Source organism: Mastigocoleus testarum BC008 (assembly GCF_001456025.1).
Taxonomy (GTDB): domain Bacteria; phylum Cyanobacteriota; class Cyanobacteriia; order Cyanobacteriales; family Nostocaceae; genus Mastigocoleus; species Mastigocoleus testarum.
Genome location: NZ_LMTZ01000122.1, coordinates 58,643 through 83,184, shown reverse-complemented (window position 1 = coordinate 83,184; position 24,542 = coordinate 58,643). Strand labels below are relative to the sequence as shown.

The window sequence follows — 24,542 nt, the reverse complement described above, 5'->3', positions numbered from 1 at the left end:
AACAACTCGAGAATTTTGGAACACTGCGAGAAGCCATGGAGCATGTCTTGACTTTAGCGTCCTAGCTAACCTGGCGGTTGCTATAGTATTCAATAAAAAGGTATTCTCTGTGGAAATTTTCTTGCATAGATTAATCCAACCTGTTTTGATCGGACTTATACGAATGGAATAGCAAACATTTAGTCTGCAAAAACTAAGCCTAAAGTTGAGGCGATCAACACAAATGCAAAATTTATAGTCCATACAGCTTGAAATGTTTTTCCTCATTTTTAGAATTTTTATCTAGGATATAATTCAAGGCTGCGGAAATAGTAGTAACTTGATTTTTAGCAGCTAAATACCAGATAATGTTTCTGCATTCACTGTGACGTCTTCCACTCTCGATCCAAAAACTTACAGGGGAAAACAAAAAGGATGATAGTCAGTCAAATTGATTGCAATTTTCGATGAAATTGACATCAATAAATAGAACGATTGAACTCTTCCTACACACCTCTCAAAATATCTGGTATTCGACCAGATAAGCTCACTCTTAAGTTAGCAGTTAAGCGTTTAATGATAGATTCCCAAAATCATCCATTGAACAAAATTTACTCTACTCTTTCCATTGCTAATCAAGAGATAATTGTCAAAATTAATGTTGTTTTTTGACCTTCTTGCCATTATATAGCTTGTACGGTTTCTCTTCATAACTTTGTTTGTTAATGATTATTAAACATGAAAAACAAATATATAAAAAGTCCATAAATAACGATAAATGTGCATATATTATTGCCTGTATCTCATCCGCAATTATATTTAAATATTTTATTACACTTATATTTATGATATTTTTTTGTCGTTTCGTAAACTTAAATATTTTTTATATAATCATTGTTTCTACGCATTTACTACTAGTGGCTTATAGGTCTGTTCTTCTTAATCAAAAACTAAGGTAAATTTTTAAAAGGTTAACGAATAACATTATTTGTTTTTATTTATTATTATTAATGAGCAGCTTAAATAAATTGACAATATTTTTCATTCTTACTTCCAAGCCATAAATTTAGAATAAAGATAATACTAAAATAAGCTTATTAAATAATAAATTAAATATAGCTGTGTATTGCAGTTTATCTCAATATAAATCTTCGGAAGTACTTGTATACAATAACTTGAGGCATTTATTACATCACTTTCAGTATTTTTGTCTTTTAGCATAAAAACAAATTATACACACCTTCAAGCAGTACATTAAAGAAAGTATTTAATTTGATTTTTTTTAAGTAGTAAGCGAAAATACTTATGGATTTATGGCTATGTCACTCTAACAAAAGACCATGATAAATCTGCATCTACAGGCTATAGGAAAAGCGGAAGAGATGATAGACTACACAAATGTTTCTCGATGTGTAGCCCAATTGCAAGAATTTATCGCTCTCCACCCAGAAGCTAATGAGGTAAGAAAAGCATTAGCTGTTAAGCTTGTTTATCAAGGCTACTTTTACGAAGAAATACAGACAATCTTAGGTGTATCCCCTAGTTCTCTGCAATTTTGGAAAACATCTTATGAAAAATATGGAATAGACGGGTTACGCTTGCAGGATAAAGAAGCCCAAAAAGTACTAATAAAAATATCCCAAAAACTAAAATTAAACGACTTAATCGATCTATTAAATGGCAAATACCTTGCACTACGCATTCCTAATTATTACCCAGTTCGAGAAGCAAAGAAAATTAGTCAAGAACTGATCGAAGAAAAAACTTTAGAGCGTTATAACAGAGCGCCAGATGTAGGAGTACAAAGAACTGGAATTACTTTCTTTGAAACTAGTTGTTCTGTAGAAATGCTCAAGCGTTATTACGAACAAGCTCAAGTTTCGATTCAAGCTCTTCGAAAAACCTGTTTCCCTCATTTGTCACCCCTCGATAAACTCAGGTTAGAGTTACAAGAAATCTGGGTACCGGGCGCTCATATTGAAAATATCCATAATCAAACGATGTTGGTTGGAGTTGGTCGTGTATTTGAGGATAACTTTGAATTACCACCCCACCAAGATGTTTTTGCACGGGATATCTCGGATGTTGGTATTCCTCCGGCTCATCCCTTCGATAACTTTGTTACTCAGTTGTCTGCAAACATTTATTTACAAACTCCTAAATCTGGAGGTGAGTTAGAGGTTTGGGAACTAAAGCCGTCTATTCCTGCACGAGAAGCAATTCGCGATCAAGAATATAAATATGAGGGGATCCTCGATCGCAACAGTTTACCAAGTGCAACATTAAAAATTAAGCCAAAAGTTGGGGAATTGATTCTATTTGATTCTGGAAGAATTCATGGTGTTCGCCCTTGTCAAGATGGTCCGCGAGTTTCTATGTCTATGTTTATTGGATATCGTTCTAGGGAAAAGCCTTTGACATATTGGAGCTAGTAGTTTTTTTCATTATAAATTTCTCAATGCGTATTTATTTTTATTCAGGCATCGGTTAAAAAAATCCGAGCAAATTTTCTTGATTTCATAGGATTCGAGTGATGTAACCCCAACATTATTTTCAATCATCAGTAAAGCAAGGGTTTCTCCATCGATAAGGATTATCCGGTTATCAATTCTTGAAACAAAGTCTTTAGCTTCCTTGGTAAATGTTGCTGTTGTGATAAAAATCCCTTTCCTCCTCCAGAAGTGCAAATTTCCTGCAAATTTTTGCACTTCTGGGCGACCAACAGAATTATCCCAATGTTTTGCCTGCCTGAATATGAATCACGTCTAGTCCAAGACGATCTTCGTTGATAATTCCATCTACTCCACCATCACGGCTCTGTCCTATTGTTTGTCTGGCATTTTTGCGGGTACCGCTATACCCCATCTCAATTAGTAAATCAAGGGGATAGCCGTTAGTAGGATAAATACTTACAAAATACAGTTTCAAGTATAAACTGATTCTTATTAAATAAGAAAAGTCCCATACTTCCAAGCAATTATCTACTTGAAAAGATGGGACTGATGGACGTTAAACCTAAAAAAGTTAAACCTAAGAAATTAACCTACTTCCAGAAAACCATTTTGAATTAGGTAAGTGGAGTAAGCCATAAATAATTGAGAGTCTATTGGTGGACAAACAACATTACCGGGAGCAAGTGCGTCTACGGTCGCTTCAGTGCTAACAATAGGTCTGTTTGCTTGTAAGTATAAATCTGGTATAGTTAGTCCCTCTTCTGTCCAGCGTTCTAAGAGGAAAGGTCTTAGAGTATACAGAGGATTATCTGGAGAGGATAAGTTTTCCACTAACATAGTTTGCCATCTTTCATAAGGAATGACAGCAATGGGAAAGCCTAAGGATTTCAACCAATCAACCAAGGTGGTGAAGGGAACTGGTTCTGGATGCTGTAAGTGAAATGCTTGACCGAGGGATTCTTTTTGTCGGGATAGGTGAACGATCGCTTTACTAACGTAATCTACGGGGGATGCGTCCAACATGTAATCTACATCAGGGAAAACTCCCATTTGGATACAACCTTTGAGAGCTAGGTTAATAAAATCATCTGGATTGCAAACCCCGGTGCGACTATCTCCAGAAATTAATGGTGGTCTGTGGATGGTAACGGGAAGTCCTCTTTCTCCGGCTATTTTTACGAGTTTTTCTGCGACCCATTTAGTTTGGGAGTAACCAAGAAAAATTCCTTCCCAATGTTCGAATTCATCGTTTTCTTTGACCACTTGACCAGCATAAGTAGGAGATTCAAATATTGCAACGCTGGAAACATAATGTACGGGTTTAACTTTAATTAAACATCCCAAACGTAAAACTTCTTGGGTTCCTAAAACGTTTGCTGCTTTGAGTGCTGAGTAAGGATAAACATAATTTAATTGTGCCCCACTATGATAAACTGCATCCATGTTTGCAGCTAACATTTCAAAAGCTTCTTTACTAATACCCAGTAATGGTTGGGATAAGTCACCTAAAACAGGAATAATTCTAGGACTATATTCTTCATGCCAAATGGCATATTGCTTAAGTTTATTTTTGAGTTTATTTCTAGCTTCTTCTAAGTCAGCAGCACGTACTAAGCAATAAATATCTGCATCTGTTTCTTGGAGTAATTGGTAAATTAAGAATGCACCTAAAAAGCCAGTTCCCCCTGTTAAAAATACATTTTCTGGATTAGCTGTAAAGTGAAAAGATTTGGATGCAGGGTAGATACTTTCGTCGAGGACTGCTTCTGCTGCTAAATTCGGTACAGATTTACTATTTGCAAAGGGTGAAGTATGATTATTCTCAACTGTTTGGCTATTATCTTTATCCGATACTTCAATTTCTTCAGCTAAACGTTGGGAAAGTGATTCAATATTTGGATAATGCCATAATAATGTTGGTGATAGTTGTAATCCCAATTTTTTTTCAGTTTGGGTGACTAAAACCATGGCATTTGCTGAGTCTAAGCCATAATCTTCTAATGATTGTTGAATATCTATTTCTTCGGGGCTAACTTTAAGAATTTCTGCTAGCTTAGATGTCATCCAGTCTTGGATTTCTTCGGCTGTATTTAATGTTTGTGAAATGTCTGAAGTCATCATTAATCACACCTCTAATCTTGAAACTCTAGTGTTGAAGTTATAATGTTGAGAAGTTGGGAATGTATTGAGTGTAGTAATCGGATATTTGTAATCCTTGAAGTTTGAGACTTTGAATTCTGTATAAGTAAGCGGTACCTTTCATGATGTGATTTGCAACATCAACCACTCGGCGATTATTTGCTTCAGCTAAGTATGAATTTCTTACCCAATCATTAAAGCTCCCCATCGCCGGACCGCACCAAATTTGATAATCGACTTCTCGACCTTTTTCCCCTGAGTTAGACCATCGGGAAGATAGTCCCAAATAGCGGCGGAAAATCAACGCCATTTTCATTTTTGGATTGCTATTTGCTTTTTGGAGTTTCTGGGGATTTTTTTGGGATAAATAATCGATGGTTGCTTTCCATGCTTCGTCAATAGTTTGGCGAAAAACTTGTTTTTCTAATTTCTCTCTTTCGGCTGTGGGGATATCTTCAATTGAGTTGTAATTCCGATATATTTCATATAGTTTTTGTGCTCGCATAGGAAACATTGTTCCCCGTTTGAGTACTTGGAGTTTGACCCCCATTTCAAACATATCTGCTGCTGGAGCCATCATCACGTCAGCCATAGCAGCTTGGGCTAATAATTTTTTAGTATGTGGAGAGGTTCCGGCTTCAATGCAAGATTGATTAATTGAACCAGTAACTACATAGGCTGCACCCATCATAAATGCTGCAAGGGCGGATTGGGGGGTTGCAATTCCTCCCGCTACTCCCACTCGAATGGGTTTTTTGTAGTTATATTTTGCCTGAATTTCATCTCTTAAGGCAATTATTGATGGTAAAAGACAAACTAAAGGTCGATTATCCGTATGACCACCGGAGTCTGCTTCGGCTGTAATATCATCAGCAATGGGAACTTTTGCTGCTAAGGTTGCTTGTAATTCGGTAATTAATCCTTGCTCTAGGAGTTGCTTGAGGATTTTAAGTGGTGCTGGTTGCATGAATTTACTTGCAACTTCGCGACGGGAAATTTTAGCAATGACTTTATTTTTTATTTCTATTTCTGAGGCTGAGTTTACACTTAGCCCTGCAGCGCGATAATAAACAATATTGGGTGTTAAATCTAAAAATGCTGATGCTTCAACTGTTCTTACCCCATGTTTAAGGTACAAGTCCACAGCTTTACGTTCAATTTCTGGATCGTTGGGACTATGAATTAAGTTAAAAGCATAAGGTCCATTGGGTAAAGCTTGTTGAATACGTTTAATTGCAGCTTCTAATCGTTCTGGAGTTAAACCACCTGCACCGAAAGAACCAAGGATTTTTGCTTTTCCTAGGGCGATAATCATTTCCTCTGAGGCGATACCACCAGCCATTGCTCCGGTTGTGTAGGCGTATTTAACATTATGAAAGGAAAGAAAAGTGGGGTCGCCTAATTGTTTAATAGATAGGGGAGGAAGGTCAAATAAAACTTCTATCTGTGCCTTTTTACCATTATCAAGGGGACAATAACCGTCATTAGTTACACCAATTCGGTCTTCAACTTTGACGATGTAACACGGTTTACTTAATGTTTGGAGTTTATCTCTAATATCTGTGGGATCAAAGGACACACAAGCTAATGAACCTTTCCAACCTCGATGTTGATTGGATAAAGATGTGTAATAGCCAAGACCATTGTTTGGCTTGTTTAATGGGAGGTTTGTGGTGTTCATGTTGGGGATTTGCGACTGGCGATTAGTATTTATTCCTCACTTGGGGGAGGTTAGGTGGGGGTTATGTGGCGATTGGGTAATTATGTTACTCCTTACTTCTTACTCTTACTCATTACTCAACAGGTGTTCTGCACAAATTAGTTGCAATTGAATAATGTCACCAATCTGTTGGCTGAATTCATGTCGAGATTTAAGGAAAGATCTATGGGTTTTTTTCGCTAGTGAGTTATTAGTTCTTAATTGTTGATATTGAGATTTATTTGAGTTAGAGAGCTTGACTGTATGAGCTAGTTTTCGCTCGATTGGACGAGATGGAGTTTCGGATTTGTTGGCGATCGCTTTGACTATTGTGCTGGAGGCGTTTTTACTGGAGATATTTGTGCTGGAGATATTATTCATAGGCGATTTCTCAGACTTGGTTTGGGATGCTGAGTGCTTCAAACGGGTTTTGGTGGATGATGGGGTAGGTTGAGCTTTTTTACTTGCGGGTATGGTGGTCGGGTTTTTTGCTTCCTGGGTAACTTTTGGTTTTGCTTGTTTTTTAAGTACGTTCTGAAACAGTTTTCTGTTTTCTGCTGTTAAAATCTTCTCGGTAAAACTCTCCCCTCCCAAGGTAACTTTTCGTAGTGTCAATTTTGATTTTTTGCTGGTTTCTTCTGTTTGACTGTATAGTGGCGACAAATTCATAGATATTTGATGGCTTAAAAGTTTTGCTAATGCTTTAAGTAGTCCCGTATGGTCATCTAACCCTCTCCGGTTGAGGGAGACACAAACATGTGGTTTATCATCGAGAATTTTGTTAATCCATCGCGAACAAACGTTACCCGCACCGGTTTCGATAAATATTTTGGCTCCATCTTTATAAATACGATTGACGAGTTTGGGAAAATCAATTTGTTGCGATAAACCTTGAGCGATACTCTCGGCTATTGTGTTGCTTTCAATGGATATGGGGGCGTATTTGGCGGAAGAATACAGGGTAATATTGGACATGTTTTCTGCAACTGGTAATCTGTGAACCCTGGCGATTTCCCCATATTCCGAATGCATCGCTTCGCAGTGAATTACATGGTCAAAGGGAGCACGAAAAGCGTTGCAACCCAAGGTTTTAATAACTCGTTCGCAAGCTGTGGGATCTCCTGCAATTATGACTTCTTCTGGAGTATTAATTTGAGTTAAATAAGCATGCTTTTCATATTGGAGGAATTTTCTCAGTTGTTCTGGAGTTGTCATCAAGACATAATTACCCCAGAGGTTTTGCTCTCGATTTGAGGATTGTTTTTGAGGTGGTAGTCCCCAATATTCCCGTACGGCGTTTTTAGCACCGGATAATCTATTACTAAATAGTGGAGAGGAATGGAAGGATTTGATGGCTTGATTGAAGTCATTCCAGACACCAATTGCAGACATCATACTGGTTTCGCCTAAACTGTAACCAAAGGTAAATCGAGGTTTTATTTGGAAGTCTTCACGGATAATCCTAGTAATTAATTTGGCAAACGTGATATCAGTTTCAAAGATGGCTGAGGAATCCTCTAAAAGTTGCTGTTCGAGTTTTTCCAGCTGTCTCATGGATAATTTATTTAAGCTGCGGGGAAAGACCATACTCGAAACATCAGCAGCAACACTATCAGCACTTTTTATTGCTAAGTCATCATGGGTTTTGGGAAATAAACGGAACAAATCGCGACCGATACCGATATAGGAATTAACCGCAGCAGGATAAACAAAAGCAATTTCCCCTTGTTTTCCTAAGGGTTGGGCTGTAAAGTAACTACCTAAAGGTGTTTGCCAATCTTCACCTTTTGTAAATGCGAGGTTAATTCCTTTAATTGCGGCTGTTAATTCTCTGGTTAATTCTTGGCGATTCCGTCCTAAAATCCCTATACTGTAGCTTTTGTGGGGATTTTGTTGAAATTTTTGGAAAGTTTGATTTGCTACTGTAGCAAGATTGTCTGCATTATCAATAGTATTTTGTAATTCTTCGACCTTAGCTATTAATCGCTCGCGATTTTCAGCGGCGATCGGGAAGAGATAAAAAGGTGTTTTCTGTAAATAATTACTACTGCGTTCTGTTTGTTCTGCTTCTTCGGAGAGAATTATATGGGCATAATTCCCATCGCTTCCCATACTATTAATAGCTGCAATTCTTTTGCTTGCTTGTTTACCAACGAACCAAGGTCTTGATTCTGAAGCGACATAGAACGGACTACCCGACCAGATTTTTTCCTCTTTGACACCAGACCATTTGGGAGTTGCGGGAATATATCGATAATACAAACACAAAGCAGTTTTAATTAAACTAGCAATTCCCGAGGCTACATAGGTATGACCGATATTGGCTTTAACCGTACCAATTGCACAAGTTAAATGATTCCCACCGTTGGGATAAGCTCCAATTAAACCCGTAATTTCTGCTTTATCTGCTTTGGGAATACCGCTAGCAAAAACTTCCAAATATTCAACTTGGGATGGTGTAATTCCAGCAAGATCGCAAGCTTTCTCACATACTTGCTGAACCGTTTCTGGATTCTTATCAGTTAGTAGATTTTTGTCAGTTAGTAAGTTTTGTTGTGGGTGTTGCTGTGCAAAACTAATTGCATCAATTAATGCATAGATCCGCTGATTCTCCTGTTTGGCGATTTCATGACCTTTGAGAACAACAGCACCCGCACCTTCACCTATGATCCAACCAGTAGCTTTAGTATCAAAAGAACAAGTGTTAACATTATCATTGACCTTCGCTTGTTGATTCCGAAGCAAAACATTCTCTAAACCACCTGCTAAATCCACCGCACCGACTAGAACAGCGTCAGCTTCCCCAGTAGTTAACAGGTGTTGTGCAACTTCCAAAACCTTAAAAGTAGAATTTTCACCAGCACTAATCGTAAATGTCGGAGCGGTAAAATCCCATAAAGCAGAAATCCGACTTGCCATGATATTAGCAATATAACTGATGTATTCGCTGCTATCTATCGGATTATGGACTCCATCTTTAATAATCGTTTCTAATTGCTTAATCTTATCGGCATCTAAGGAAATTTCTCCAGCAATTAAGCCTTCTTTAATCTCCCAAGCTAAATTCCATCTTTGTTGTAATTGGTGAACCGAAAGTTCTGTTTCGCTAGCGATTAAAACCGCAACATTACTACCTGGCTTGATCTCTGCATCTTTTAAGGCTCGTTGAGCAACTTTGAGCAATAAAAGCTGTTGTTGGTTAAGTTTATCTAGTTCGTTGGGTGGAATTTTGCTAGAGACAGTATCAATTTCAAAGTCTTCAATGTAAGCACCCATCGGCGCTTTACCTTGGGGAAAATTATATTTTTTCAGTAATTCTGTTTGATTTTCGACTCCGTACCATCTTTTTGGAGGTAAGGGAATAAAATGTTGTTTTCCTTCATAGATACTACGTTCAAAAGCATCTAAACCATCACAACCACCAAAAAAGGTATCCATTCCCACAATCGCCATTTTTGCTAGCTTCAGTGGTTCTTCCGGGTTAACTGATGTCTCTGAATTACCCTGTTCGAGAATCATATGAGCATTAGTACCACCCAAACCAAACGCACTAATACCCGCCCTTTTCACGCCTCTACTCTCTGACCAATCAGTATTACTTGTGACAATACTTTGGGGCGAAATTACCTGATTCTCTGCACCCATAGGTTCATCAATATTGATAGTTGCTGGGATAACTCCCTTGGACATACTTAAAAGGACTTTAATTAAACTGACAGAAGCAGCAGCGGTAAGTAAATGACCCACATTGCTTTTGACAGAACCTATTAATGGACTCGCTTGATGTTTACCAAAGAAGTTTTCTACGGAATTGCATTCGGTGGTATCTCCGAGTAAAGTACCAGTTGCATGACATTCCAAATAATCAATACTTTTTGGATCGAGTTGTGCTTCTTGGTAAGCTCTTTCAAAAGCTAGTTCCTGTCCTTTGGAGTTGGGACTGAGTAAATGTTTACCCTTACCATCATTAGAAAGACCATTACCGCAGATAACTCCATAAATGCGATCGCCATCTCGAATTGCATCGCTGTGACGTTTGAGAACTACCATTCCCACACCATCAGCGGTAGCTAAACCCCGGGAATTTTTATCTAAAGGACGGCTAAAATCGTTTTCCGGATAACCTTGAATTCCCGAAAACAGCATTCGTAAAAATAATGGATCTGCGCAGCTAATACCTCCAGCTATCATTAAATCGGCTTTATGGGTCCATAAATAATGGGATGCTAATTTAGTTGCATACAATGGAGAAGAGCAAGCAGCATCAAGGGAAAAATGGATATCTGAAAGAGACAAAGCTTGAGCAACGATCGCTGCTGGTAAACCAGAAACCATTGCATTATAGTTTGAGTTTGAGTTTAAATTTGAATTTGAGTTTGAATTTGAATTTTCAGGTCTATTTAATTTTGTCAGTGGAGCTAAATTAAAGTTTTCATCTTGTAAAAGTTCTTTGATCGCAGATCCAAGCACCTGCTCATAGATGGGAGCAAATAATTGGTTAGAAGATTTCGTTGGTAAGGAAAGGGTACCTAAAATAACCCCACATTTAGAAAGTAAAGAAGTTTGATTTAAATAACCACTATGTTGTAAAGCTTGTTTTGCAACTTGGAGTGACCATTTAAAGGTGTCATCTAAGCTTTCTAAAAATTCTCCAGGTAAACTATATCCATTGGAGTCAAACTCAAAATCACGAATAAATGCACCTTTTAAAGAATAAATTTTATCGACTTCACCTTTTTTAGGATGATAAAAAATATTGGGGTCTATCCCCATCTCTTCAGAAGTAACAGATGATGTTGAATCTTGATTATTAATAAGATTTTGCCAAAATTCTTCTGGATTTTTTGCATCGGGGAATAGACATGAATAACCAATTATTGCAATTTTTTCCATAATAAATTTGGGGATTGGGTAATGGGTGATGGGTAATAGGTAATGGGTAATAGGTAATGGGTAATTGGTAATAGGTAATGGGTAATTAGTAATTGAATGAAAATGACAATGAAAAAAAAATTACTTCTTGTTCCTTACTTTTCACTTATTACTTATTACTTATTACTTATTACTTATTACTCATCACTCATTACTCATTACTTATTGATTGAGTAGGTATGATAGTTCCTTTGGTATTTAAAAGGTATGAATATACTAATCCTTGTTCGTCATGAACTATATAATCAGCACTAATGCTACTTGCTGTTTTGGTTTTCACTTCACAAGAAACGTAAAATGGTTTATTTATTGGTGTTGGTGCGAATTGCTTATATGTTTGCAAACCTGCGGGTAAACAAACTTCCTGATGATAATACTGGATCCAAATCCATAAAGGATGGGTACTTAAATCAATTGAATAGGGATTTACCCTCATCACAGGAAATTGACCCTTTTGTTCGTCCGATATACCTTTCCAAACACATTCAGTAGTAATTTTTTCCGGACTAATATTTAAAACTTTTGTAATTCCTTGAAATGCAAGTCCGTGAAATAAGGGGAAAATTTCCGATTTTCCTTGCTGATAAAAATCATCACCCGTAATAGTAATAATATTATCAGAATTAAGATTTAATGACTCGTAAGTTGGACGTTCGGGAAGTTTTTTAACTAAATGAATCTCGGAGATACTGAAGTTATAATTTATTTTTCCTATTTGATTGTAACTCAATATTTTTGCTTGAAAAACAATCTCTTCGCTATCAACTTTAGAAAGTTCTTTTATTTCCAGGATATATTCATTAGCTAAAGTTTCATTAAAAGAAATTCCCTTCAAAACCTTGAAGTCTTTATAGGTAAAAAACTTATAACCAGGATATAATTGTTCGCAAGCATTAATTATCCACGATACCGCACAAGTCGCTGGTAAAACTGGTTTACCTCCCACGATATGGTCTTCCACAAATGGGTTTTCTATACGGTGGAGTTGACGATGAATTCGATAGGTTTTTGTTTGGGTATCTAAAGGTACGGGTGGTGGTGTAATGGGACTACCAATTACAACCTGTGCTGTTTGATGATTGACAGGATTTAACTCTTCAACCAACATTTGCGTACCAACTTCAACTGGTAAGATTTCCACACCCCGACGAGCGAACTCCTTCTTTAATTCTGGGGTCACCATCCCACTATCCCAACCACCCCAATTAATCGCAACTACATGACATGAGGGGTAACGTTGTTTAATTTGATGGGCTGATTTATTGAGGATTTCGTTAGCGATCGCATAATCAGTTTGACCGATATTACCGTAAAATCCCGCCACGGAGGAAAATAAAACTAAATGTTCGAGTTGGGTTGTTTCCACACAAGCGAGAATATTTTCTAACCCTTTGACTTTAGCATTGTAAACCTTCTCGAAATCCTCTGGAGTTTTCTTTTCAATTAACTTATCAGCTAAGTTTCCCGCTCCATGAATGATACCTGTAATTGCTCCGATGCGCTCGCGAATAGTAGCAATCTTCGTCTTTAAAGCATCAACATCTGTAACATCAACGCTGAGGTATTCTGCTTCACCTCCAGCTTCTGTAATTGCAGTTATAGTCGCTTTAATTTCTCGACTAGAAGTAATTTCTTTATATGCTTTTTGCACGCTCATAGGAATCGGTTTCTCTCCTAGCGAGAGGAAGTATTCCATGATCCGTTTTTTTAATACCGCTTCTTCATAGCAGTCAATTGCAAAATCAGGTTCGGTATCCAAAAGTTGTGATCGCCCTAAAAGAATAAACTTACAACCATGGTGTTGAGCTAATTTAATTACACATTTTGCTGTAATACCTTTAGCTCCACCGCTAACAAGAAAAACTGATGAGGAATGAATTTGAGTTTGTGTTGCAATCATAGGTTTGGAAGTAAGGATTAAAAAGTAAGAAGTAAGGAGTCAGAAGTAAGGAGTAAGGAGTCAGGAGTCAGGAGTAAGGAGTCAGGAATCAGGAGTCAGGAGTCACAAGTCACAAGTCAGGAGCAAAAATTTACCCATTACCCGTTACCCATTACCAATTACCAATCACCCAATCGCACTAACCAAAGTGACCCGACCCCGTCTACCATAAGCAATTTCGGTGATGTAACGATTCGGATCGTGTAGTTCCGAGCGAATATATTGTGCTGAATTTTCCGCGTTAATTTCCGGACCCAAATCGATCGCTCGACAAAATACCCTTTCCCATTCCCAGTTCAAAGTCTTGGTTAAACCGAAAAGTCCTGCTGCTATGGGACCAAAACTAATTTGCTGTTCGAGTCCAAATGCTCCATCCAAACGAGCAACTGTACAAAAACAACTGCGTCCGCGATCAGCTGTTTGGTTGAGGGATTTTTTCAAATGTTTGGCGATTAAAAATACTTGCTTGATAATCGCTTTTTCTTCTTCTAGGTAAGATACTCTTCCGTTTTGATTGACTTCTAATATCGGATGGAGATGAATAAATGTACCGATTTTACCGAAGTTGATGGCGATCGCTTTAAGTTGTTGTTGCAAATGCTGTTCGCTTAAGTCTTCTAAAGTAATACGGGTGACACCTGTAGGTAAGGGTGACTGTTGAGAAATTAAGGACTGGGGAAAACTTAAAATTACTATTTTCCAACCAAAATCTATTAAGGATTGGACTAATTTGGAGGTAGTGAGGGAACCATCATCGGTAATTAAAGCGATGTGTCCCTCTGGTAATTGAAAGTCTAAAAAGTCTGGTCTGGGTAGAAGTTTAAGTTTGACTTGACGACGAAGGGGATTGTTTTGGGTTTTAGTTGTTTGAGCTTTAGTTAATTGTTGAGAGTGATTGTGTTTGGACTTTTTTTTTTGACCTCCGAGTGAGGTTTCCATGTATTCAACAATTTGACCTATAGTCCTTAGTTCTCCCACCTCTTCGACATTACCCTGAGGTAGATCGGGATACTTATCTTGCATTGCTCCCAAGATTTCTACCCGTTTGATAGAGTCAATCCCTAAATCTGCTTCCATATCCATCTCTAATTCCAGCATTTCTACCGGATAACCAGTTTTCTCGCTGGTGATTTCTAGCAGAGTTTGGGCTAAAGAAGCAATTTCTATATCCGAACTACTTGCTTTTACAATCTCACCTGTAGTTTCAAGCTTGGGTTGGAATTCACTTTCTGTTTGCGCTATTTCTACATCATTTTCAATTACTGTTTCAGCAAATGTTGTGGGTATATCTGCAGTTTCGCGGGCTTTCACTTCAGTAACTGATGCTGTAGTTACTGAGTCTTGTAATGTGGAATGTTTAACTTCTGATAGTTCTATTTCTACCGATACATTACCAGATATTTGGGCTTGGAGAAATTCTACAATTTCACCAATTGTCCGCTTGTCACCCAACTCTTCTAAATTTGCTTGGGGTAGATCGGGATACATTTCCTGCATTGCTCCGAGAATTTCTACCCGTTTGATGGAATCGATACCTAAATCAGCTTCCATATCCATGTCTAATTCCAGCATTTCTACCGGGTAACCTGTTTTTTCGCTGGTAATATCAAGGAGAGTTTGACCGACTTCAGTGGCTGTATTTACAGGATTAGTTGGTACGACCTGAACTTCTAATGTTTGGAAAACAGATTTAACTTGCGGTTTAACTTCAACCTTTGGTTCGACTTTAACTTCATCTTTGTTTTCGCGAACAGATGTAGCATTGTCAGCTAAGTTTTCAATACTACCTACATCTTGGACATGACTTTGATAGCCATTGCTAGGAGCAGAAGCAGGAATACTTTGTTGTTCGGATATTTCTGTATTCGACAAAGGATGAGATCCTGGTTCTGTTGGGGAAGAAATTTCCCAAATTTTATGGGTACTGGGAGAAGAAGTATCCTTGCGAGAGGTGATATTGTCTAATTTAACTACACTTTCACCCTCTGTAAGTTGACTTTTTTCACCTGAAGTTTCAGCACTGATTAGTTGAGCGTATTCCTGTTGGATAAGTTGGAAAAAGTTCTTGGTGTATTCTGTTTGATGGTTGAGATATTCCTCATGAATTCGCAGAGTGTCTCCTTGTTGTGAGTGGAACTGCATCATGCTCCGCTCTAAACTTTCTATTAACTGAGATTTGAGTTCTGCTATTTGTTGCGGGGTATTATTTTGTGTGAGTAGATCGTTATGTTGTTGCATCAGTTGGAAGAAAGTTTTCACATATTCCACCTGATGGTTTAAATAATATCCATGAACTTGTAAATTCTCGGTTTGATTTTGCTGGAATTGTTCAAGAACGTACTCTAAGCTTTCTAAAATCTGTTGATAATTTACTTGTTTGCTTGGTGTTGGTTTTTCCATGTTAGTGTTTGAAACTGCTGGTTCTGAAACTGGAGTTGCTGGATGTTCGGGTATTTTTGCTTTACTTACTGACGATGAGGGGGATTCTTTTACATCTTTGCTGGTCTTTTTCTGAGTTTTATTTACTACTTGAGATGTTGTTTCCTGAGCTTTTTCTTTCTCACTTGTAATTGAAGTAAGTTTCTTTAGAGGAACTTGAGATAGTTGCTGAGGTGCTTTCTGAGATACTGCTTCAGTTATTTCTGGTGTTTGAGTTGGTTTTGACGTTTGAATTGGTTCTGATTTCTGATTTGGTTCTAATTGAACTTTATGTCCATCCTGTAGAGCTTCAATAAATCCCTGTTTGGTTTTAGGGGAAACATAGTTAGAACCATTAATCGGTACTGTCAACTGCTTACCATTCTTAGGAGCAGGAATCGGTTCTGGAAGTTGGTAAGGGTCTAAATTTTTCAAAGGTAAACCCACAACTCGCAACTGTATAAAAGCTTCTCGCAAGCATTTATCACTACTTTTACGCGGACTGGGATTTAAAGCGATCGCAATGTGGGGATTTTCGCCCAAAATATCTTTAACGAGGTTGGTAAGAATTTTTCTCGGACCAAATTCTACAAAACAATATCCACCTTGTTTGTAGATATTTTCAATTTCCTGTTTGAATAATACCGAATTAGCTAAATGATTTTCGAGATTTTTTTGAATCTCTGCTGGTTGCTGGGAGTATTGTTTACCCGTAACATTAGTGTAAACAGGTATTTGAGGAGTCTTAAACTCTACACTCTTAGTCGCAATTGCAAAAGACTTCTGAGCAAAAGCAATTAAAGAGGTATGGAATGCAGCAGAAACTGGAAGTAGTATCGCAGTAAATCCCGAATCCTGCAATGTCTGCTGTACTCGCTCGATTTCTTTAGTTGGTCCGGCTAAAACTACTTGACGGGGTGAATTGAGGTTTGCGACCGTAACTCGAGGAAACTGTTTCAATACAGCTTCTACCTTACTCAGTTCCTCTTTAACTGCTAACATAGCCCCGCTATCGTAATTCGGGTCTTGAGGTGCAGCCATTGCTTGACCCCTAGCTTTGACTAGGAAGCAGTAATCTTCTTCACTTAAGACACCTGCAGCCCATAATGCTGTTAGTTCACCAAAACTATGTCCAGCAACAAAGTCTGATTTAAAACCTGCTTTTTGGAAAATTTTGTACATCCCCGCACTCAACATTCCAATTGCTGGTTGAGCATACTCTGTTCTTTGTAGAGCAGCTATGTGAGTATTTTTTTCTTTCTCATCAAATACCGGATGAGGGAAAACTATCTCGGAAACTGACCGCAAATTATCTTTGAGCAATAGGTTATCCATGTAACCATATAATTGCCCTAATTCAGGAAAATTCATTGCCAATTCTCGACCCATTTCTAGGTACTGAGAACCTTGACCAGAAAATAAAGCTACTACTTTTCCATCTAGCTTAATACCCGAACGGCGATAAAAAATTCCTTGGGGATGCTCCCAAGATGCAGCTGCAGGTTGCTTGTTGAGTAAATCAATAGTTGTTTTCAGTAGCTTGCAAGCACCAACTAAGGAATCTGCAACAAATCCTACCCTTGCAACCTCCAAGGGAATAGATGTTTCTCTACATTCTTCCAAGAGTTGAGCGTAGTCTGTTTTACCAGTTTCTGACTGTAACTTTGCTAAAGTCTCTTGACAAATAGCTACTAATTTTGCAGGTGTTTGGGCGAATAGTATGACCTCACCCGCAGGTTGATGCAAGCGATAAGCATTTTCTCGTTTGGCTTCATATTCTTCCAACACCACGTGGTAATTAGTACCGCCAAATCCAAAAGAACTCACACCCGCTCTTCTAGGAGCCTCACCTTCAGCCCGGATCCAAGGTCTAGTTTGGGTATTGAGATAAAAAGATGAATTATTAATATCTAATTTGGGATTTGGTTCGTTAATATTAATTGTCGGTGGTAATACTTTATGGTGTAAAGCCAAAGCTGTTTTAATTAAACTTGCTGCACCCGCAGCTGCTTTTGTGTGTCCAATTTGGGATTTTACACTACCCAGAGCGATATGCTGTTTTTTGCTGTCTGATTCGCCAAAAAATTGATGGAGAGAGCCAAATTCCGTTGGATCTCCAGCCATGGTACCGGTACCATGGGCTTCAATTAAACCCACACTTTCCGGAGCAAAACCAGCATCTTTGTAAGCCCGTTCTAATGCTTTGACCTGTCCCTCTTTACGGGGAGCATAAATACTCTTGTAACGTCCATCACTAGAAGTTCCTATGCCTTTAATAACTGCATAGATGTTATCTTCATCTCTGACAGCATCTTCCAAACGTTTTAGAACTAAAATGCCAATTCCTTCACCCAACATCATTCCATCGGATTTACTATCGAATGGTTTGACTTTGTCACTAGGGGAAACGGCAGGTGTTTTACTGAAACTAATGTAAGCATTGATTGAGTTGTCAGTATCAACGCCACCTGTGAGCATCATATCGCAGCGATGTTCTACTAATTCTCCAATTGCTAATTTCAAAGCTGCAAGAGAACTTGCACAAGCCGCATCAACGGTGCAGTTGAGTCCGCCCAAATTTAAGCGATTAGCAATTCTACCGGAAACTACATTGGATAACATTCCCGGAAAAGCATTTTCATCCCACTTTACATAAGCGCTCTGGATTTTCTCAATAATACGTTTGGTATCTTCATCGGATAAACCACTACTTTTAAGTACTTTTCTCCAAATCGGATATTGCAATCTTGAAGATAGGGGAACCCCTAACTTTAATGCTGCTGAACCCAAGACGACGCCAGTATTTTCGCGATTAAACTGACTTTTTTCTCCGTAGCCGGCATTTTCCATCGCCTCTTTCGCAATTACCAGACTTAATAATTGCGATACATCTGTTACCTCTAAAATACTCGGAGGTATACCAAATTCCATCGGGTTAAAATCAACATGGGGGATAAAGCCACCCCTCTTACAATAAGTCTTATCTTCAGGATTACGCTGAGCAGGATCGTAATAATCTTCCACACTCCAGTGTGACTCAGGAATATCCGTAATACAATCTATTTTATTAACGATATTTTGCCAATATTCATGTAAATTCCTCGCCTGAGGAAACAGAGAAGCCATACCAATAATGGCTATAGGTGTATCTTTTAAATGTCTGTTCATCTTATCAACTGGCATAGATTTATCCGACACCATTTGTTTCTCCTCTATAAACCTAATTAAATCCTGCTCACAACTGTTTATTTGCGCAGCTAATTCTTCCAATGCCGCATTAAATGAGTAACCAGACATAGGACATTGACAAATCTTTATTTTTGTTGAGTGTTCAATTGCAAGTAGTATGTGTCTACTTATAAAACATGAATCCTTAAGGATTCATACTTAAGTATTAGTTCTTGAAGCTTACCTGAGTTATTTGCGATATAGGGTAAATTACGTTCCACAGTATCTGCGTTATTTGTAGCAGAGTTGTGCAAGTAAAACCGATTTCACTAATTTTTCCGGAGATAGTAGCAGCGCGATCGCTAGGTTCCCCAGCAGTACTGATAACCAAATTACGCTAATGTTGAGAGCAATCCGTTGTTAACATACCCTAAGGCGTATTTTCAAAGTATTCATGTACATTATTGTTCGTTTTGAACATCCCCCTAAATCCCACCTAAAAAGTAGGACTTTGACTATTTACCCCCTTCGAAAAGAGGGGTTAGGGGGATCGGAACACAATTTAAAACACGCTTTAGTTACAACTTCATTAACATACCATCCAAAATTCAGGCACACCTACAGAGGTGCATCTCAAAGATGGTAAGACCCTCATATGTATCTACTACAAGGTGTTCTAATTCCAAGGCGAATTTATCGGGAGACCTAATTTATCTGGAAATTGTGTAAATCACCAAGATACACAATCCTTTGATCTGTGAGTACCATACACAGACACCAACAAAAAACTTACAATTCCTCACTCCAATAATACTGTTCGCACTCTGTGACAATTCCCTTCTTAACAGAAGATTATCTGTCTCTCACTTCGCACAAAATACCTTCTACATCAAAAACTTCCCACACACCAAAAACTTATATAGATATTCCTTTGTTGGGAAGGGAATCGCGAACAATGTTACTTGCAATTGGTACTAGAAAATTAAACTACCAATAGGTATCCCAAAAACACGACCTAAACAATGTTAGACTCCTCGTACTCGGGCAATAAATCGATCACATTGTTGCAACTTGAGAAATAATCTTGCAGAGCGATCGCTGCTTGAGAGGTAAACTCAATCCATTCGTAATGGTAAAGATTCTGAGAAGCAGATTCCCAAGGAAACAGTAGAGATTGGGGGGTAATCATCAGGACAGAAACACTTTTTTCGCCAGATTCATTTTCTTCCCCTAATCTAACGGCTGCAACATAGCTCGTGTTAATGACAACGTTCTGTATCTTAATCAATGCCATAGTCAGTTTTGACGTCCAAGATAATCTATTCTATGGAATCCGATAAAGATTATTTGACAAACCCGTTACAAAAAATCACTTATTACCTACACTAATTAAACGAGTATTAACAAAGTAAATGCACTATGAGTAAATTACAGGAAATTATCTATTTCTAGTTTTTCCCTTAGTAATTGTAATTTACTAATTACATATGCATTCTTCCTAAAATGTTTGAATTAATTCCAACAGTAACACACATCTAATAATTTGGATTAATTATTTTTATAATATTTGCTTCTAAACATATTCATATAGCGATTTTTAATACTAATTAAAATTATAAACAAGTATATTTATTTACTTTTAAGTATAGTTGTAAAATCTGGTATTTTCTCATTATTATATAGTTTTTTATTAAAAAAGTATCATGGCTAACAATAAAAATAGAGCATTTTTATTTCATTTAAAATGTCCATTGGTAAGATAAAATCTCATAAAGACATTCCACTTAAATCCTATATTACTTACCGATTTACTTAAAGATAGTTGTAATATGATTATCTGCCTGACTGTTCGATATATATATGGATTTACTAAGTAATGATTTTTGATTAAATCATGATATTTTCAAATAATTTAATTTTTAAGGCACAACTAATTATCTGCTCATGAATGATGAAGTTAAAGGTAGTGAATGTAGTAGTAAGTACAAATATTAATGTTGATTAATTAGTACAAAAATCAATATGATGAAATATTTTATAGATAAAGCTGAATATTATGAATTAACTTTGTCCATTTTTGTGACTAGAACACAGAAATTATTATCTGCACAATGTCATACCGTTTTTATATTTAAATATTTAATTCCTGAAATCTTGTAGCAGTTGTAATAATCAAGAGTTAGGGTCTCAAAATCTTGACTACTAAGCTGAGTTTGGAAAAACAAAAAAACTTCATCCCCTGTTTTCTATTCTCTATCCCCTATATCTTTTCTGCTTGTCGATCAGTTATATTTTGCCAACGCATAATTCCCCTACTCACACTTTGGGGGTTATCATCACCAATAAAACAAATACGTCTAAGTCGCTGACAAATAGCGAGAATTTCTCCCTCACCCATAAATGGCGCGATCGCGCAATCATTTGGACTGCTATATAAATGCATTAAATAATTAACTATTCCTTCAATATTTTCAACATTAACCGGCATTGGTGGTTTAGATATACTTTGATAGGAAAATATGCCGATATAAATCTTACCAATCGCTAATTCATATTGAAAAGGCATTTGATTAGAACGACAAAAATCATAAATATAACCTTCCTGACGGAGTACAGCAACAATACGGGATTTTTCGGCTAAATAATCGTGCTTCCAAGTTGAAGATAAGGTAGCTATCGTTAATGCAGCCTCTTTCGGTAGCAAATCTTGAAATTTATCGCTGCTAGTGTCGCCACAATAAACTAAGTTTTCTCCCAACTTCCAGCGATCGCCCAAACTGACTTCTAGTTTTGATAACCTTTGATGTAATTTTTTGCGCTGTTGTTGGGTTCTACTATGAGAGGATTTTGCTTGTATTAAAGCTTCAGCACTTTTGAGGGCTGATAACTGTGCTTTTTTTTGTCTTGTTCTATAACTCGATACTATTTCAGCTTGTCGTTGTTGTTCTTCTTGATCGGATGATGCTTTAGCCAAAGCCAATGCTTTTTCCGCTTGTTCGGCTTGAATACGTTCTTTGCTACCAGCTCGAGCGATATTCAATAGTGCTGTTTGACGTTGAGCGATCGGTGTATTCTCGATGATTTGTAAAATATCTGGATGAGTATTTCGGATTATTTGCTTGTCATATTGATAGGTTCGCTCGCTAAAACCACTCTCTCTAGCCAAATCCTTAGCTGTTTTAATTGGTGGTGAAATAACTTCACTACCTGTGATATTCTTACCTGTCAGAGTGTATTGATTATCTCCAACTTTTGCTAGTAGTCCCAAACGCAAAAGTATTTCTTCTCTCTCGAGCCACAGTTTTCCTCTTTCTAGCGGTCTGAGTTCATTACGAATCAAATTCTCATCAATTTCAGCTAAACGGGCGCGATCTGAATCTTGATATACAATAATATGACACTCAATTTCTTTTAAACCTAACTGTTCGCAGGCTTTCAAGCGATGATGTCCAGCTACTAAATTCCAATTATTATCTAAAGTAATGGGATTTAATAGTCCATTGGCTCTAATGGATTCCACTAGCTCATCAACTTTTTCTTGTTTTATTGGACGGCGATTGTTATTAATATGAATTTTGCTGATCGGTACTAAAGTGAGTTTTGCCATATTCGAATACCATTTTTTAATGTATAAATAAACAAGCAATATAATGAAATTTATATAAAATATTTGGTGGTTTTTTCTTTTTTACCTACGCTTGTAATTGAAAGAATAGCGTATATTTTCTATTACCTGTTCTCTGTAAACTATTTCTTCTTATGCTCGAACAAAATACTTACTATAAATCCCTAAAAAATATCAAAAATAAAAGTTCTGTAAGCTGAGTTACTTTTTTGTCAAAAAATAGAATATTTATGAATAGAACTGAAAGTAACCTTTATCCTTGAGTGAAGACACCATCATAATTTATATGATTTTAGACTATTGTTCTATGGATTAATCCGGATATTTTGAGATAGATTTTTATAGCGACTACAGTATGATTTTCTTATTATCATCTTGAAAATAATACAAATATACCTCGTTAATAATATTTTGTTGACAATGTTTTTCTCATTTGCCATAATGTAATTCCATATTTTTCGAGAATAATTTAAAAATAATCTTTGCAATACAGTATATTTCGTTTCTTTTTTGTATTGTTTTTTTGCTGTTTCAATAATCTGAATTAATATAGGTTTTAATAGCATATTATTCCGTTAACCTTCACGGGAAATATTGCCTGGATTACACTCATCATTCCTAAAGTAATGGTAGAAATTGTTACTCAATAAAACTTAACTCAGGGGATTTTATTAAAGAGAAAAATTTGTATCTAAAACATCCAAACATTCGCAAATTTAAGTGCAAAATTAGGAAATAAAGAAATCCATATAAATTTATTAGTTTTTTTGATTATTTTTGTTTATTTGTTTTGTTGTCACAGAAAACTGTTTCAATCGATCGAGATAGTTATAGTTCTCCATATATAAAAGTCAAAATATTAGAATAATTGGAATCAGAATATGACAGCAGATAAAGAAAGCCGGCTATCTCCACAACCTACAAATCGTTGGCGCATAATTTTAGCAACCTTAATTACATTGGGTGCTGGGTTAGCATTTTCATCAATATTTTGGCGGCTTAGTTCTCAAGTCAATTCTCCCCCAATAGATTCAGGGAAAACTACACCAAAAAGGGTTGCAGTAACTGCATTAGGAAGAGTTGAGCCTGAAGGTGAGGTAATAAAATTGTCTGCTCCTAGTTCCTTGACAGGAGTACGAGTAGAAAAACTCTTAGTTAAAGAAGGCGATAAAGTAAAAGCTGGAAAAATTATTGCTTTGTTAGAGAATTATGCTCGTTCCCGGGCTGCATTACAACAAACAATTGATAAAGTGCGGATAGCACGAGCCAAACTAGCACAAGTGAAAGCCGGAGCAAAGCAAGGTGACATCAACGCTCAAAGGGCTACAGTAACTCGCTTACAAGCTCAGTTACAGGGAGATATTGCTTCTCAGCAAGCTACCATAGCACGCTTAGAGGCAGAATTAGCAAATGCTCGTACAGAAAATAATCGATACCAAAGTTTATATAGAGCAGGTGCAGTTTCTGCTTCTGTTGCTGATAGCAAACGCTTGGAATTACAGACAGCACAAAAACAACTCCAAGAGGCTCAAGCAAAACTGAAAAGAACTCAAAATACCGTACGAGATGAGATTGAAGAAGCAAGAGCAAGATTAGATAGTGTTAAAAAAGTTCGTGCGGTCGATGTTCAATTAGCCCAAGCAGAATTAAAGAGTGCTCAGACAGCAGTCCAAGAAGCCAAAGCAGAATACGATCTAACTTATTTAAGCTCTCCTGTAGATGGAAGAATTTTAAAAGTTCATGCAAAAACAGGAGAGGTAAACAGTGATAAAGGGGTTGTAGAAATAGGTAAAACATCGCAGATGTATGTAGAAGCAGAGGTTTATCAAACTGATATTAATCAAGTTAATAAGGGTCAACAAGCTATTATTACCAGTGCAGCATTTCCGAAGAAAATCGAGGGAACGGTTACTGAAATTGGTTTGCAAGTTGATCGACAAAATATTCTCAGTGTCAACCCAGAAACAGAGACAGATAGAAGAATCATTCCTGTAAAAGTTCGCATCAATGATCCAAAAGATAGTGAAACTCTTTCCGGTTTAACGAATTTACAGGTAGATGTTGCTATTATGATGAGCCAAAAACCGGTCATAAGTAATAAGTAATGAGTAATGAGTAAGGAGTAATAAGTAAAGGAAAGGGTCAAGAATTTTATTCCTAGTCTCCAGTCCCCAGTCGCTAACCGCTTAC

General features: G+C 37.1%; 11 protein-coding genes. 2 read left to right on the top strand and 9 right to left on the bottom strand.

From position 1 onward, the window contains the following. The first annotated feature begins 1,319 nt into the window (after positions 1–1,319). On the top strand, positions 1,320–2,411 hold the full coding sequence (locus BC008_RS52530) for a 2OG-Fe(II) oxygenase (RefSeq protein WP_027845312.1): 1,092 nt from the start codon (positions 1,320–1,322) through the stop codon (positions 2,409–2,411). A 12-nt stretch (positions 2,412–2,423) separates the two neighbouring features. Here BC008_RS52530 and BC008_RS52250 read toward each other — a convergent pair whose 3' ends face one another. The 9 genes from BC008_RS52250 to BC008_RS31720 form a co-directional block, all read right to left on the bottom strand. Then, positions 2,424–2,687 carry a restriction endonuclease gene (locus BC008_RS52250; RefSeq protein WP_027845311.1) on the bottom strand — a complete coding sequence of 88 codons (264 nt, stop codon included), beginning with the start codon at positions 2,685–2,687 and terminating at the stop codon, positions 2,424–2,426. A gap of 19 nt (positions 2,688–2,706) precedes the next feature. Then, positions 2,707–2,907, bottom strand: coding sequence for a restriction endonuclease (locus BC008_RS52245; RefSeq protein WP_268768259.1), 201 nt, complete (start codon positions 2,905–2,907; stop codon positions 2,707–2,709). A 110-nt stretch (positions 2,908–3,017) separates the two neighbouring features. Then, positions 3,018–4,553, bottom strand: a complete 1,536-nt coding sequence (locus BC008_RS31750) for a thioester reductase domain-containing protein (protein ID WP_027845310.1) — start codon at positions 4,551–4,553, stop codon at positions 3,018–3,020. 37 nt (positions 4,554–4,590) lie between these two features. Further along, positions 4,591–6,252 carry a PfaD family polyunsaturated fatty acid/polyketide biosynthesis protein gene (locus tag BC008_RS31745; protein ID WP_027845309.1) on the bottom strand — a complete coding sequence of 554 codons (1,662 nt, stop codon included), beginning with the start codon at positions 6,250–6,252 and terminating at the stop codon, positions 4,591–4,593. 105 nt (positions 6,253–6,357) lie between these two features. Beyond that, positions 6,358–11,163, bottom strand: coding sequence for a PfaB family protein (locus BC008_RS31740; RefSeq protein ID WP_027845308.1), 4,806 nt, complete (start codon positions 11,161–11,163; stop codon positions 6,358–6,360). A 190-nt stretch (positions 11,164–11,353) separates the two neighbouring features. Beyond that, positions 11,354–13,099, bottom strand: coding sequence for an SDR family NAD(P)-dependent oxidoreductase (locus BC008_RS31735; RefSeq protein ID WP_027846984.1), 1,746 nt, complete (start codon positions 13,097–13,099; stop codon positions 11,354–11,356). 168 nt (positions 13,100–13,267) lie between these two features. After that, positions 13,268–18,856 carry a type I polyketide synthase gene (locus BC008_RS31730; RefSeq protein ID WP_027844591.1) on the bottom strand — a complete coding sequence of 1,863 codons (5,589 nt, stop codon included), beginning with the start codon at positions 18,854–18,856 and terminating at the stop codon, positions 13,268–13,270. Positions 18,857–19,742: 886 nt separating this feature from the next. Further along, entirely contained in the window at positions 19,743–20,021 is a 279-nt protein-coding gene (locus BC008_RS31725; RefSeq protein WP_027844592.1) for a hypothetical protein, read from the bottom strand. A gap of 966 nt (positions 20,022–20,987) precedes the next feature. Then, positions 20,988–22,334: a ParB N-terminal domain-containing protein gene (locus tag BC008_RS31720; protein ID WP_027844593.1), complete on the bottom strand. Its 1,347-nt coding sequence runs from the start codon at positions 22,332–22,334 to the stop codon at positions 20,988–20,990. A gap of 899 nt (positions 22,335–23,233) precedes the next feature. Between BC008_RS31720 and BC008_RS31715 the strand changes: the two genes are divergently transcribed. After that, complete coding sequence (locus tag BC008_RS31715; protein ID WP_027844595.1) at positions 23,234–24,457, top strand: ABC exporter membrane fusion protein; 1,224 nt, start codon at positions 23,234–23,236, stop codon at positions 24,455–24,457. Positions 24,458–24,542: the final 85 nt, after the last annotated feature.

Coding starts and splice junctions, on each gene's coding strand:
- BC008_RS52530 (WP_027845312.1), top strand. CDS start 1,320: ATGATAAATCTGCATCTACAGGCTATAGGAAAAGCGGAAGAGATGATA.
- BC008_RS31750 (WP_027845310.1), bottom strand. CDS start 4,553: ATGATGACTTCAGACATTTCACAAACATTAAATACAGCCGAAGAAATC.
- BC008_RS31745 (WP_027845309.1), bottom strand. CDS start 6,252: ATGAACACCACAAACCTCCCATTAAACAAGCCAAACAATGGTCTTGGC.
- BC008_RS31740 (WP_027845308.1), bottom strand. CDS start 11,163: ATGGAAAAAATTGCAATAATTGGTTATTCATGTCTATTCCCCGATGCA.
- BC008_RS31730 (WP_027844591.1), bottom strand. CDS start 18,856: ATGTCTGGTTACTCATTTAATGCGGCATTGGAAGAATTAGCTGCGCAA.
- BC008_RS31725 (WP_027844592.1), bottom strand. CDS start 20,021: ATGGCATTGATTAAGATACAGAACGTTGTCATTAACACGAGCTATGTT.
- BC008_RS31720 (WP_027844593.1), bottom strand. CDS start 22,334: ATGGCAAAACTCACTTTAGTACCGATCAGCAAAATTCATATTAATAAC.
- BC008_RS31715 (WP_027844595.1), top strand. CDS start 23,234: ATGACAGCAGATAAAGAAAGCCGGCTATCTCCACAACCTACAAATCGT.